We start from the raw sequence: 13,615 nt of genomic DNA, 5'->3' as shown, positions 1-13,615 counted from the left end.
TCTAGCGGATGAAAAGGCCCCGCCGTTTGGGGCGGGGCATGAGTCCAACAGGGAGTGCGGGTCAACACGCGATTATGGGCAATGTTCCAGGCATGCAGCAAAAAGCCCGCCTGGTCGCGGAACTCGCGGGCGGGAATGGAAAGGCCCTTACGACCGTGCCGAGGGCAAGGGCCTCCCATGAAGGATGTGCGTTTGGCCCTCACGTAGGCGAACGGGCGAGAGGGCGCATCGTTCCGGTTAGGGAAGTAGCCTTGCCGGTCCCGTTCGTGCCTCCCAGCCCTCAGGCGATGGGGGGAAGGCAATTGCACCCGTATGCGCGGCTTGGAGCCGCAGGAGGTCTAGAATAACTTTGGTCGCAATTTCCCATTCGTCCTGATCCGGGTAGTTCATGCCTGCCGCATCCTGCCTGCCGCTTCCAGCAGCACCTCAGCGGCAGGAGTAATCGAAAACATACCGCTTTTCCCCGCCTGGCCTTCCGGTCCCAACCGAACAGCTTTGCTGACGCGGGCGCAGGTAGTCTCGTGCAGCATCCCTATACTCACTGACAAGATCCACATCTCCGTCAGACATCAATGCGACCTCCAATTGGCCCTTTCTGTCTGCAATATACCAGTTACTCCCGTTGTAGATGTGTTCGTCTGCGGTGCCGAAGTCGGATACTGGAGGAGTTCCGCAACCACCGAGGATGAGTAGTCCGATTAGCGCGTGTTTCATTATGGTCTCCTTTTCGGCGTTAATCCTAGCCCAACCGCCCGCTCGGCTCTGCATTCTGGCATCTCGCGGCGCAACTGTGACTGCGCCGCATGCCAACCTCTGCTAGCGGCGGGCCTGCGCCCGAAGTGTTCTTACCTGTTCTGCCGTGAGATATCCGCTCTCTTTCAAGCCATTGTCACCCTGCCAGCGGATGAGGGCATTTCGCGTCGATGCCCCGAAAACACCATCAGCTCGCCCTTTCAGGTAGCCCAGACCGATAAGACGCTGCTGGATTTCGGCACGTTCGCTCCGGGTCAGCCCTAGCAAATCCTCATCAATGGCTGCCGCTCGGCCTCCTGTCGCCTCTGAACCGCGAACTTCGGCGTCAGAGTGCAGCGCGCCTACCTGCGCCGCCGACATGTATCCTGTTGCGCGCTGACCCGTATTGCGTTGCCAGGCTCTGATTGCCTCACGGGTGCCAGCGCCAAACAAGCCGTCTGCCCCCTTGCTATCATACCCCAAGGCAATAAGGTCGCGTTGTATCTGCACCCGCTGAGGTCGGGTCAGGCCCAGGTTGAGTTCTGTTTGTGCGGCCGAAGTGACAGGATTGTCCGCCAAAGGTGGTGTGGAAGCCGGTGCTGTCGCAGCACGGCCAAGCAGCAATCGCAGCTGTTCGGCGTTCAGGTATCCGGTGCGTGGGAGCGTTCTGGACTCCTGCCACGCCGCAACTGCGCGCCGTGTTCCCGCGCCGAAAGCACCGTCGATGCCGGACTTGTAGAAACCAAGCGCAGCAAGCCGCCGCTGGATGGCCACACGGTCGGACTGTCTCAGACCAAGCGCGGCCTCAGCCTGAGCGGCACCGTTCGTCGCCGTGGTGGCTGCACCCAGTTTGGTTAAATGGTCTCGGGCATTTCGTGCATTTGGACCTTGCGGATAGGCGTCCAGGTATTGCCGATAGGCAGCGGCCGATCCGTTCTCAACCACCCCCGCCCAGAGTGCCTGCTCCTGCGCGGCTTGCTGTTGTTCCAGGACGGTTCTTGCAATGGTGCCAATTATGTCCCCTAGCTTCTCGTCAGCGTAAGCCGAAGGGCCTGATATAGAAAATACACTTGCTATAACGGCAGAGAAACAAAAGCTTCGCACCATCGTGCCCTCCTACTGAAGCATGGCAGAGGCACCGTAAGGCCAAATGCCGGATCATTGAGATAAATCTCGCAGCTGATGTTCGGTTCCGGGGAGGGCTCGTCAGCAATGGCAAGCTAACTGAACGCAAAAGCCCTCGCTTTCGCGAGGGCTTCGGTCGGCCGGATTGATGCTGTCTCATACCAGCGGCCTTAACCATTGACCGCCTCGCCATTTCGGTTTTCAGTGCCTCTGAATACATCGTCGAGCGATGCAGCGACGCATAGAGCGCCTTCGCAGACGATCCCAAACGCGTCCGAACAATTGCTTACTCAATAGCACCCAAAGGCGGTCAATGATTAAGGCCGTTGGTATCACCCCCTTTCAGGGTTGGGCCGAGGAAGGAAATCAGCAGGCTCGAGCTGACATGAGCACCGGGCGCAGTCCGGATGTCGCCAGCACCAGCGGTGGGTCGTCCGGGAAGGATCTGATGTCGAACCACTTGAAGCAGGTGCCGTCCTGGTTGCGGCGGTCGCCTGACGATATGGGGAAGCCGTTCGACGCTTGGCGGATCAACCCGGCGCGGAAGGCTCGTAGGTCGAGCAGCCACCACAGGTCGACCCTGTTTCCGCCTGGTTCGCGTGCCCGTAGAACATCCAGTCCCCTTCGCCGTCCACAATCTTGGCCAGTTCGGTTTGATTGCCCGAAGGCAGGCGTGACCGGATGGTGAAGTCGTAAGGATATCGCCCAGCGTAGCCATGGCGCCGAACGCGGGCGGCAATCCGAACGTCCCGTGCATCCAGCATCAGCAGATCGGAAAAATTCTCTTCACTTCACTTCCGCATATCTTTGACAGGCCAGCACGACCTGATCGAGAATGCAGTATAGGAAAAGCCATCCGCCGGGTTTGCATGCGCAAGATAGCCACCATTAGCTTCGCAATCGGCATTGCTGCGTCGCCGGTTCAATCGTTCACGGTTGAGGAGATGTGGGCTGAGTTCGACGCCAGCGACCTTAGCTATGATGAAAAGCGATTTCTCCAGCTAAGTCTGGCCTTCGAAGGGGCCTACACCGCTCTAATGGATGGCGCCTGGGGGAAGGGGAGCCAGCGCAGCCTGGAAGAGTGGGCGGTCCGGAACGACCTTGACCTACCCATTGAGAACTGGGAGGTTGTCCTGCTGGCGACCGGCGGCCTTGAGCGTTTCGAGGCCCAAGGCTGGGAGCAGCGCTATTTCGCACCCATGGACATGTCCTTCGCTGTTCCTGCAGCCCAGATGCAGGCCCAGCCAAACAGTGACACGTTCCTGAACTACGCCCACGCAGCCAGCTCTCTGCGCTACTCCCTAACCATCGGGGCTCACCCCCAAGTCACCCAGGTTCATAACTATGCACTAGGGTCCGCTTTGGCCATCTCGACGCCATATACGCTTCGCCGTGACGCCGTGCAGATCACATCGGTTGAACAGCCCGAAGGAACCCTGCTGTATGTGCGATCTGATTTACGCCGCAACGGCTGGTCTACTATCGTTCTTTCAGCCCTAGCCGGGGACCGCCACCTCCTGAATGCAGTTTCTGGCAGCATAGCCAAGGGCTCCTCTGCGCCTTTCCAACTGCCCCCGAATGGGAAAATTGTCGCCGGGATTGGATCAATGGCGACCATCCTGAAAGAGATCGAGAATGACAAGTTAGGCGCCCAGGGCGATGCTTTAGCCATGGAAGAGGGCATGACCACACCGCTCGCGCCTCCCCCGGCTCTACCGGTCCTACAACAGCCAGCCGCAGCACCTCAGCCGCCGGCAATCACTGCTCCCGTCCAGCCAGCTAGGACCGGCAATGGCACGGGCTTCGTTGTTTCAAAGGAAGGTCATCTGCTGACCAATGCCCATGTCGTGGAGGGTTGCGAGAGCCTGCAGATTGCAGGCCAGGTGGTCGGGGTTCTCTCAGTCGATGACAGCTTCGACCTAGCGCTGCTAAAAGGTGAACCTTCGACATCTGAAGTCGCAGCGTTCTCGCCCCGCCCGGCGTCCCTGAACGCAGACATTACCATCGCCGGTTATCCCCTCAGCGGCCTCTTGTCCGGCCTGAACGTGACGCGTGGCAGCGTGACCGGACTCAAGGGGCTGGCAGGTGATGCCACGACGATGCAGATTTCTGCGCCGGTTCAGCCGGGCAATTCGGGTGGTCCTGCTGTGGACTCATCCGGGCGCGTCGTCGGCGTGGTCGTATCGAAGCTGGATGCGAAGTTGGTGGCGGAGGCGACTGGCGACATCCCTCAGAACGTGAATTTTGCGATCCGAGGGGAGATTGCGAAGCTGTTTCTGTTCCAGAACGGTGTCGAGCCCACAGTTGCAGAAGATACGGCTGAGCCGCTGGATCCTCTAGAGACCGCCCGGCAACTGGAGCAGGTGACGCGACTGGTGGAATGTTACGCAACGCCAAAGTAGGCGCCATGCTTGCTCTGCATCCTGCATAATGCCCTAGAGAACTTCATAAGCTCTAATAGACCCACCTGATTAGGAGCGAATGCATGTTTTGGGAAGCCAATTTCGCAAGCCGCATGGCTGGCGCCGGAGTGGATGCCGGATGATGGGCAGGTCGATACAGAGCCGGGTGCAGCATCGAGGGCATTGTAAATGCTAAAATTCATCCTATGTGCAACGCTTGCTGCCTCTCTCCCAATGGCAGCGAGGGCGGCCGATTTCGAACTAATCGAGTGGCGCGGGAAAACGGTCCTGCAGATGACGGGGCAGATAGACACTGGGACCACCGACAAGTTTGTAGCTGTCGCGGACAAGACTGAACCCGCAGCGCACGGCTTGCCTATTTTGCTCTTGGACAGTCCTGGCGGTTCGGTTTTAGAAGCGTTGAAGTTGTCCACGGCTTTAGACGACAGGCCCTTTCACACAGTCATACCTGATGGGGCAGCATGCGCCTCAGCCTGTGCGTCAATCGTCTTCATTGCGGGCCGGTATCGAACAATGGAAGCCTTCGGGCGGTTCGGGCAGCACTCGTGCTCCTATGGCGGTGTGGAGGATGCTGACTGCAATGAAATCATCAGCCAGCACGCATTCCGGCATGGCGTATCTCACGGATCAGTGGCGGCCTTCCTGACGTATGTTCCTGCCGCTGATATTCTCTGGTTCTCGCGTGAGGATATCGATGGTTGGGGCATTTCCCATTACCCTGGCAGCGAGGACTCAGGGTTCGAAAAGAGTGAACCACGCGCTATCGGCATGATTACCGGGAACATCCCGGAAGGACAAAGCTCCTGGCGCCTAGACTTTTGGGGAAATGGCTGGCGAGCATTCGTGCGTCCCGCCAGGGATGACGAGCGGGAACTTCAGATCAGCATGTATTGTCGCGAGAAAATGCCGGGGCGCCTGTTTCTCTTGGCCGAACTTACCGGTCCAGAGGAGGTTATCAGCAGCGCCATAGCGTCTGCGTCCCTTAAAACCGACACGTTCACGATAGAGCAGGTAAAGCCTAATGTAAGTCAGATAGACCCCCTCGTGACGGGACTTACGATAGAAATTCCGAAGGCCCATGTAATACCTTGGCTGACCAACGTGCAGAACTTCGAGCTCTCATTCGCGGTCGTCCCTCCCTACGACCCAATATGGGCCACAGGGAGCCTGGCGGGGAGCCGGAAGAACCTTATTTTTGCCGCGAACCATTGCGACATTTAGAGCTTGGACTTCTGCCACGCTATTTCAGTGACGTGAGGACCCCGAAAAGCGAGCGAAAGGTATGGCAAAGCCTCGACGGTTGCCGTGCTTCACATTCTGGGACCGGTTTCTACTTCCCCAGAAACCCTAAGTTCATCGACAACCTGAGCGCCAATCTGGACGCCGGACTGTCGTGCATCAGCTGTCAGATTATCACGCCGCAGCCAGCGCACCAGAAGGCCTGTAAGAGCCGCCAACCGCTCTCTGAGCGCCTTTGCTGTGCTATGCTCCTTGTCGGCCTCTTGCCTCAGCACAGCGGCTGCCTGGCGGTCCTGAATGGCCGCAGCAGTCATCGCGCCCACCCTGTCGACCTGCCGCGCTAGTCGAACCTCCAGAGCCTGCTTCTGCTCCTGGAAGCCGTGCCGGTCCTGCGCGACAGCATCACGTGCGTTGGCGACGGCCTTGAACGCCTCGGTCTCCAGCCGGTCCGGGCGAGGGCTGTTTTTCAGGGTGCGCGGCGTCAGGGCGATGCCGTTCACCTCCTCGAAGTAGGCGGCGAACTCGGCCTGTAGCGCGATGCCGACATGGCGCGGCCCGGTGAGGTGCCCCGTCGCTTTCGGATGCCGACGCCATATTTCCTCCTGATGCTTGAGCGCCAGTTCTTTCCCGAACTTCGTGGGGCTGGCCCAGACGGCCTCCTTGCGCTTCGTTGCCTTGGTGTATCGAGGGGCGGCGAAGACATCCACGATAGCCTCCCCCGCCTCGTCCCGGTCGACCCGCGCTGCGAAGACGGCTGACCCACCATGTGTCCGGTTCACGAAGTCGACTGCCTGCCTGCCCATCAGCTTCTTGCGGGCGTCCCGGTCGGGCTGGATGCCATAGGGTCCGGGCGCTCCATCTTCCAGCAGTTCGGCGGGGAACTTGATGATGAAGTGCAGGACGGGCCGCTTGCATCCCGCGTTCTGCTTCACGCCTTCCATGTGCTGATCATATTCGGCGCGCAGATCGAGGGACCGGTAGACGATGGGTGCAGCATTCCGGACACGGCGCTGCTTGCTGGTCCCGTCCAGTCGCTTGCCATGCTTCTCTTGCCGTTCAAGGGTATTCGCACCTGCGCCGCCGAGGGTCAGGCTGTTGCAACGGACGGCTGCTTTCATAAGGGACTCCAGCTATTGAGATGTCCCACCCCATTTTCGCCATTCTCGTGAAAACTCAAAATGGCAAAACTCGCTTTGCCTTTTAGGGCCGCGTCACTCCGTGCCACCCCAAAAGACGCTCGTTCTCCGAAGGCCCTGCCGGGGGCGTAGGGTATACTGGCGACCTTGTTCTTGATTTTCTCGATTGTTTTTCAACACCCGGCGTCGGCGCGTTTCCAGCGTCCCATGGGCGCCCTTTCGTGGGTGCCTTAGTGGAAACCCGCCTCCGTAATGTGAGCGTCATCCCGACGAACCTTGGCCCCTTTTTCGCCACCCGGCCGTTATGCCCCGGATGATCCGATGGAGGACCAAGCATGACAAAGGCCACCCTGACCCTTGAGGGCATCAATCAAATCAGCGGCGAGGTAGAAACCGGCGGTGATTATGCCCGGTTTCAGGCATCGGATGCGCTGGACGAGAGCCAAATCAATGGGCCGCACGAAGGGCAACTCGCGATCAACGGGCAAACAGAGCGGGTTGTAGTTGAGAGCTACAGGGCGACTGATGATGGCGGCTGCGAGATTACCCTTCGCAGGTTTAAGCCGGAAGCCAGAGCATGAGTGACGGTTTCTTGAGGCTTGATGGCAGCGCGCCGTTAGCCGGTCCGGTCCAAGACGCAGATGGCTCTATCCTGTTCCGAACAAGAACGGACATGACCAAGGCGGAGTTCGCGGAGTTTCACGAAGGGGTAATCGATATTGGCGGCTTGATCGAACGGGTATCGCTGGAGAGCAGTGAAACGTCGCGGGATGGGAGATACAGCATGGACCTGATGCTGTGCCGCTTACCGCCAAAAGTCTAAAACGGCTGGCCCTTAGCGGCCAGGGAATTGCTGGAGTAGACCGCCTGAAAAAAGCACTATGCCTTCTCAGCCTGCCGCCGCCCCTATACCCATCGAGAAACGGCCAGCCCATGTGACATCTAGCGCCATATACCATCCTGCGCGTCGGTTCGACGAGCCCTGGCTGCCCGGCGTCTGCACCCCGCGCAACAATAGGCAGCATCCGCCCGGCGCCATTCCGGAACCGGCTCACGGCACCATTGGCACGACCAGCCATCCCGCCTCAAGTTGATCAGGATCCGCTTGGCCCGGTGCTTGCGCTGGGTTCGGCCCGACAGCATGAAGGTTTCGATCAGCAGCGACCAGCCGCCGTTGGGAAGCTCGGTAATGGATACACCGGACGGATCGGGAGCGGGCATCGGAACTCCATTTCGTGGGTTATAAAGGGGTCAACGCGTTGGAACCGTTCACCTCCTTGTAAATATGAAGTAGCCTCCTTAACCAGCCACCTTGAACCGCTTTGCTGCATCTGACGGCCATTTAGACGGCCTAGGGTGCCTGAAAAAAGCGGCAAATGCGTGGTTCGCGTTTTCGTCAGGCAGGTTTTCCGCAGGTTTGTTTAACTCGCCTTTCGATAGAACTGCTGCCGAACACCATGAACCACCACACTTGCCGGAAGGGTTGCTGGGGCTACATATTAGCGTGATGGATTAGGATTTCTTTCAGACAATGTGGGCGGTGCTGTGTGCGAACGCCATCACGCTATTGGGCTGCTATTCTATCGCGAAGATGAACCGATCCGAAGGGGAGACCGGCCAGGCTTCCGTTCGATACGTAGTCATGTGGCTGGTCTGCTTGTTTCTCACTGCCGCAACGGCCCTGCTAGCCCAGAACTGACCTAGGGCGCTGCCGCAAGGAGTGCAGTAATTGCAGCCCTATTGGCGCGGCCCGGTAGAGCCGGGTTGGACTTCGCCGCGCGGCGTGCTTTCTCGATCATCTCCATGAGGTCGCTGGCCTGTCCCTTTGTCAAAACGTCAGCAAGCTGGTCCCGAACGCCAGCTTGAACGCGATGTATGTTTTCAGGTGATGCCCCGGTCATACGTTGCCACATGCTGCGTGCCGTCCCAATGGGCTCACCGCGCGCCAAGGCGCTGGGGGCAGTGGCATCGTCCGGAAGGGCACGGAACGCCTCACGCCCTGCTGTCCGGCTGTTGGCGGCGGTTGACGCACGTAGACCCGAGGCAGAACCGGCTTGGTCCAGTGTCTTCTGGATGTTGGGCCAGTCATCGCCGAACAGCGCCTCCATCTTGCGCTGGGCGTTCGGGCTGGACAGTTCCTTGTAGGCCGCCATTGCCTGCCGCGCGTCAACATTCGGGTCAGAAGCCACAGTGCGGACGTTGCCCAGAATATGCTCAATCTGTCCGACGACACCGGACCGCATAGCGCGCAGTTCTGCCGGGGTCGCGTCTGTAATGGCCTCTGCCGCCGCTTCCACGGTCTTTTGAGGGCGCAGCAGTTCGCCGCCGGTCCTGCCGCCCCCCGTTCGCGGATATCGATTGCTGCCGTCCGGAGAGCGTCGTGGTGGACGAAATCTTCCGCGACCTGCAGCTCGAGGTCTATCGCAGCCTGCCGCGCTGCAAATGGTCGAGGGCAGAAGGGTGTCCCGCAGTTCTTACTCCGGCTATTCCATAGCACCCGATAGCCACGGATAGGGTCGTAAGCGCCAAGTAGAATTGTCGCGAACTGGCAAAGTTGATTTGTCGCCCTTGCCTTGCTGCCCGAGCCTCGCTCACAGGATGTTACACAAGGGTATCGGCATGGGACTTCTTCTGATGAGCACGTCAGCCGCAGTCAAAAAGCGCCGATCCGGAAGCGGAGCGGCGCCCTTTCTACAGCCACTTAGATGCCTTCAAGATCAGGCCTTCTGGCGCCGGCGCAGGAAGGTCAGACCGCCCATGCCACCCAGCAGCAACAGGCCGGACGCGGGGAGCGGGATCGGGGCAACATCGTCTGCCCGAACCTCGATCTGAGTGATTGCACCATCTACCGAGTCGGCCAAACCAGTCGAGCTGATGAAGAACTGCAGCGCGCCAAGGTTGCCAAAGTCAAAGCCGGCAGTGGTCGTGAAGTCGCTGAAGAACAGCCGCGGATCATAGGATGCCGTCAGTGTTTCTTCGTAGACCGCCGTTCCACCGTTCATATCCCAGGCTTCAACCCGGAAAAAGGCAGTGTTGTCGAACTTTACGTCTGCCGGTTCGGCGAAGAAGAGGTAAGGATTGGCACCGATCAGCAGGTTAACGCCACCCAATCCAGTGGTATTGACGGAAGTAGCATCATCATCCCCGTCATAGGTGAGGTAGCCCTCACCCTGTGCACCCGCCACGTTGGAGAACTTCAGGTTGCCACCGGTAACGTGAAGTTCCGTAGCCCCTTGATTGTTGCCATCCGCATCGGTGTTAAGGACTTGCAAATCCCGAAACCCACCAAGAACATCGGCCGCAACCTGCGAATTGTTGGGGTTGTTCGTCGGCGTGTCCTGAACGCGCTGTTGGTCGCCGAAGCTGTCAATGACCAAGGTTGCCGCGAAGGCTTGTGCCCCAGTCACAAGAACCGCAACGGAAGCCGCAGCGCCAAGAAACTTTCTCATCTTGAGTACCCCTTAATAAACTTGGGCCACCTACAATGCCCAGATCACCAATACTCAGTTACTGGTGAAGTTTCCAGCTTACTTTTAATGAGTTATCCAAAAAAACAGTACATTGCCGGGTCCAGAACCGACGCCGAGAGACGTCGGACGGCGACCTTCAACCGTGCTTATATCTAATTTCATAGACAAATTCAGGCGTTCTTCAGTGAACCACAGCAGCAAAACGGCAAGAAGTAGGGCCACTGAAAGTAACAAAGATCAGCCTCTGAACCTTCGGCGAGACACCTCTCTTCGGGGCTACTTGCCTATCTGGCTCGTTTCGCCTGAGGCGCACACGCCGTGCTCGTGATGGACGGCGCCGGCTGGCATGGCTCCAGCGCCCTGCGCATCCCCGACAACATCACCATCGTGACGCTCCCGCCCTATGCGCCAGAACTGAACCCGGTCGAGAACATCTGGGCCTATCTGCGGGCGAACTGCCTCGCCATCTCCGTCTTCGACACCTACGACGACATCGTCGACCGATGCTGCGCCGCATGGAACGCTTTCGCAAACGACCCGAGCGCGTCCGATCAATCGCTACGCGCGAATACGCTAAAGCAGTCAATGGTTAAGGCCGTTGGTATGAGCCATCCTCCCGATAGGCCAATGCTCGTCTCGCAACCCGCGCGCTGATTGCCGCCGCGTTTTTCTTCAACCATGAGCGATTGCTATTCGTCATTGTTGGCTCCCTGAACGGTGAGATGAAGTTCTGCGCCAGCAGGAGGCTTGCGAGCATGTCCCCTTCGGCTCGGCCCATTCATTGCAGATGCCGCAGAACATCCGCCCATCCGGCCCATGTCGGTCCCATTCGGATAAGCGGCGCCATTCATCCAACCGAACGATGCGACCGGACCAGGTCCGGCAGTAGCCGTCAGCGCTTACTAGCGCTGGCGGATCGGAGGCATTGTCGTCCGCCTGTGCGGGCAGATCGACGCGGGAGGGTTGCAATTGTCGCGATTCTTGCGATTTGGCCGGTGGCTCCTCTTGAGAAATCGCGAAAATCGCGGGTATCGCAACGCCGACGTCCAAGATTTCGGCCAGTGCCGCCTTGACATCAAAGAGCATGGCCAATCCTCACAATCCGATAGGCTTCCTTGCGAGCAGCGCCTCGGATGAACTCGCCCTCCGGAAGCGGAGCGAGCCAGCCGGTCTTGACCAGCACGCCCAGCGGTCCAGCCAACTTTGCACGTTCGCGGAGTGCGTTCGGGCCTTTGTTCAAAATCTCGCTCGGCATCACCACATCATGCGGCCAGCTATCCAGCAGCCAGACACGCAGCCGCTCGGCCTTCGCAGTGTCCTCCGATACAAGCCCTGCCTCAGCCAGGCGCTGGGCCTCGCCCAGATAGAATTGCGCCAGCTCGATACCCCAACCCATTGCTTGCGGGGATACCTCGGAAGCATTCAGGTCTGCCCAGAGGGTCAGCACCCCGGCAATGCGCGCCGCCTGCTCCGCCGCCTTGCTGGCATAAGCGCGAACATGCTCCATCTGTTGCCCTTGCCCCTGGGCTCGTTCCACCGCGTCATAGAAGCGCCACAGCAGTTCCTTTGCCCCGCCTGACAAGGGAAGGCGCTCAGGCGTCAATTCCTGCGGGCTGTCACCCGTAGGCATGGGGGCTGCCAGCAATTCACTGAGCCGCGCCGTGAAGGCAGAAACGGCTACCTCGCTTGCCACGTCATGTCCCCGGCGCAGACGGGTGCCAATGGCAGTGGGAGGTTCGGTGATCAGGAAACGCGCCAGGAAGCCTTGTCCCGATGCCTGCGGATCAGCCATGAGCGGGCGGGCAGCTACAGGCTGCGCCATCAGGTGCATGGCAAGCCGACGACCAGGATAGGAGGTGGCGCCATCACCTGAGCGTATGCGGTTCACCGTGTCGCCATTCCAAAGCTGCGAGAGCCCCGCAATGGTTTTCAGCTTGTTGTCGCTGTTCATGGCGTGGCCGCCGATGAAACCACCGGCTTCGTCCGAGAAGAGGCCTAGCGCCGGGCGCCCTGCCTGAAACAGTTTCAGCAGCCCCTCAAAGGTGGGTTCCTGCGCCGTCACGCTGGGGAGTAAAGGCGCGCGCGGCTCCGCCCCCAAGGCGCGCAGATCGGCTTCGGCACCAGTAGCCTTTGCCTTGTCAGCCCCAACGGCTTCGGACAGCATCCGCTTGCGTTTGCCGGTCCAGATTTCGCGAGCCACCTCGAATTCGGCAGCCGCTTCGCGGTATATCTCGGCCTGCGCTTTCTCATGGTCGCGAACGCCCCGCATCAGCAGCCGGTCGCAGGACGATTTCCGTTCGCCGCTTTCTGCGATGGTCAGACAGAACAGGGAACAGGGCGCATCACCGCCTAGCGTTTCCACATCAGCGAAGCCCTGAACGGCCAGTGATGCCACAGACAGCGCCGATTGCGCGGCAATGCCGAGCGGAGCCTGGGTGATGTCCTGCACCGCCTCTACAGCCTGCCGCAGCGGCCCGAGAGCATGAACAGGATATGCTGCCCCGGGAGGGATTTCCCGAAGTAGCGGCTGCGGCCCCTCGGCCTTGAAGGGGATCGGTTCGGGCATCGCGTTCATGCGCTGGCCCCTTTCATCTGCAAAATATCGTTCCAGTCGCGCCCCTGCGGCGCGGGAAGCAGGCTGACAGTCCAGCCCAGCGCATCGGCGCGTTCAGCCAGCTTATGGGCAGCCTCTTGGCCAGCCTTGTCGCCATCGCTGGCAATCGTGAGCCGGTGGGGTGCGATGTTGGGCAGGCGTAGCGACGCGATGCTTGGTGCTGACAGAGCAGCCCAGATCGTGGCAGGCCGCGAAAGCAGGCCGCTGGCGAGGCTCAGAGCGGTTTCTATCCCCTCCGCTACGACAAGTGGCCCCTCGGCTTCGGTAAGGCGCACAGCGCCACCTGCGGCTGCGCCCTGCATGGCCTTGGCCGGTTCTACCCCGGCCTTGCCGCTACCATCCGGCCGCAGATAGGTGCGATGAATGGCAGCGCGTGGTAGGCCTTCGATCAGCGCGACCACGGCAGGATAGCGCTTTGCAGTCGGGTGCCAGCAGTCAGGATGAAACCGCAGCGTATGGGGCAAATCACAGGTAATCCCGCGACCGCGTAGATACGTTTCAGCCACGGTGCCTGTGATAGGCCGGGCTTCACGCCAGGTTGCCAGCGCCCTGCGTTCGGCCCTGTCCGCCTCAGCACGTTCTTCGGCCTCGCGTTTGGCAATCTCTGCCGGGCTGGGAGGCGTGAAGCTGCCCGAACCTTCTACGAGACCCAGCAAACGCAGAGCTGCAAGAACGTCCATGAAACTGCAACCCGCTTTGCAGGAGAGAAGCAGGCGCCCCGAGAGGGCACCTGCAATGGTCAGGGATGGGTGCTTGTCGCCGTGTGCCGGGCAGCAGGCCAAGCCGTAGCTTCGGCGCCATGTGCCGCGAAGGGCAAGGGTCAGCGTCTGCGCCTTACTCATCGCCATACCCCCAGATCAATCTGGCCAGCATGGC

General features: G+C 59.9%; 11 protein-coding genes and 1 pseudogene. 5 read left to right on the top strand and 7 right to left on the bottom strand.

The genetic code is table 11. The features are described from left to right. Window positions 1–816: 816 nt before the first annotated feature. Window positions 817–1,839 carry a peptidoglycan-binding domain-containing protein gene (locus tag LZ585_RS11125; RefSeq protein WP_234853633.1) on the bottom strand — a complete coding sequence of 341 codons (1,023 nt, stop codon included), beginning with the start codon at window positions 1,837–1,839 and terminating at the stop codon, window positions 817–819. Between the two features lie 734 nt (window positions 1,840–2,573). Here LZ585_RS11125 and LZ585_RS11120 point away from each other — a divergent pair. Both LZ585_RS11120 and LZ585_RS11115 read left to right on the top strand, forming a co-directional pair. Then, window positions 2,574–4,259, top strand: coding sequence for a S1 family peptidase (locus LZ585_RS11120; RefSeq protein WP_234853632.1), 1,686 nt, complete (start codon window positions 2,574–2,576; stop codon window positions 4,257–4,259). 189 nt (window positions 4,260–4,448) lie between these two features. Then, the gene (locus tag LZ585_RS11115) at window positions 4,449–5,501 is read left to right on the top strand and encodes a hypothetical protein (RefSeq protein ID WP_234853631.1); all 1,053 of its coding nucleotides are present in this window, start codon (window positions 4,449–4,451) and stop codon (window positions 5,499–5,501) included. A gap of 89 nt (window positions 5,502–5,590) precedes the next feature. Here the strand turns inward: LZ585_RS11115 and LZ585_RS11110 are convergent, their stop codons facing one another. Continuing rightward, complete coding sequence (locus LZ585_RS11110) at window positions 5,591–6,637, bottom strand: hypothetical protein (RefSeq protein WP_234853630.1); 1,047 nt, start codon at window positions 6,635–6,637, stop codon at window positions 5,591–5,593. Between the two features lie 353 nt (window positions 6,638–6,990). Between LZ585_RS11110 and LZ585_RS11105 the strand changes: the two genes are divergently transcribed. Further along, the gene (locus LZ585_RS11105; protein ID WP_234853629.1) at window positions 6,991–7,236 is read left to right on the top strand and encodes a hypothetical protein; all 246 of its coding nucleotides are present in this window, start codon (window positions 6,991–6,993) and stop codon (window positions 7,234–7,236) included. Beyond that, window positions 7,233–7,478 carry a hypothetical protein gene (locus LZ585_RS11100; RefSeq protein WP_234853628.1) on the top strand — a complete coding sequence of 82 codons (246 nt, stop codon included), beginning with the start codon at window positions 7,233–7,235 and terminating at the stop codon, window positions 7,476–7,478. The genes LZ585_RS11105 and LZ585_RS11100 overlap by 4 nt, the downstream gene beginning before the upstream one ends. 877 nt (window positions 7,479–8,355) lie before the next feature. On the opposite strand, the gene LZ585_RS11095 is transcribed toward LZ585_RS11100, so the two are convergent. Continuing rightward, on the bottom strand, window positions 8,356–8,952 hold the full coding sequence (locus LZ585_RS11095) for a hypothetical protein (RefSeq protein ID WP_234853627.1): 597 nt from the start codon (window positions 8,950–8,952) through the stop codon (window positions 8,356–8,358). Between the two features lie 420 nt (window positions 8,953–9,372). After that, window positions 9,373–10,104, bottom strand: coding sequence for a VPLPA-CTERM sorting domain-containing protein (locus LZ585_RS11090; RefSeq protein WP_234853626.1), 732 nt, complete (start codon window positions 10,102–10,104; stop codon window positions 9,373–9,375). Between the two features lie 327 nt (window positions 10,105–10,431). Between LZ585_RS11090 and LZ585_RS14965 the strand changes: the two are divergent. Next, window positions 10,432–10,718: pseudogene (locus LZ585_RS14965) on the top strand (transposase); the annotation flags it as partial. Window positions 10,719–10,821: 103 nt separating this feature from the next. On the opposite strand, the gene LZ585_RS11080 reads toward LZ585_RS14965, so the two are convergent. The 3 genes from LZ585_RS11080 to LZ585_RS11070 are packed head-to-tail and all read right to left on the bottom strand — an operon-like array spanning window position 10,822 to window position 13,419. Further along, a complete protein-coding gene (locus LZ585_RS11080) occupies window positions 10,822–11,211 on the bottom strand; it encodes a hypothetical protein (RefSeq protein ID WP_234853625.1) in 390 nt (129 codons plus the stop codon). Continuing rightward, on the bottom strand, window positions 11,201–12,700 hold the full coding sequence (locus LZ585_RS11075) for a YfjI family protein (RefSeq protein ID WP_234853624.1): 1,500 nt from the start codon (window positions 12,698–12,700) through the stop codon (window positions 11,201–11,203). Before LZ585_RS11075 ends, LZ585_RS11080 begins: the two co-directional genes overlap by 11 nt. Next, window positions 12,697–13,419, bottom strand: a complete 723-nt coding sequence (locus tag LZ585_RS11070; protein ID WP_234853623.1) for a DUF7146 domain-containing protein — start codon at window positions 13,417–13,419, stop codon at window positions 12,697–12,699. The genes LZ585_RS11075 and LZ585_RS11070 overlap by 4 nt, the downstream gene beginning before the upstream one ends. Window positions 13,420–13,615 lie beyond the last annotated feature (196 nt).

Origin of the sequence: Paracoccus everestensis (genome assembly GCF_021491915.1) — a bacterium.
Classification (GTDB): Bacteria; Pseudomonadota; Alphaproteobacteria; order Rhodobacterales; family Rhodobacteraceae; genus Paracoccus; species Paracoccus everestensis.
This window is presented reverse-complemented; position numbering and strand designations above follow the sequence as displayed.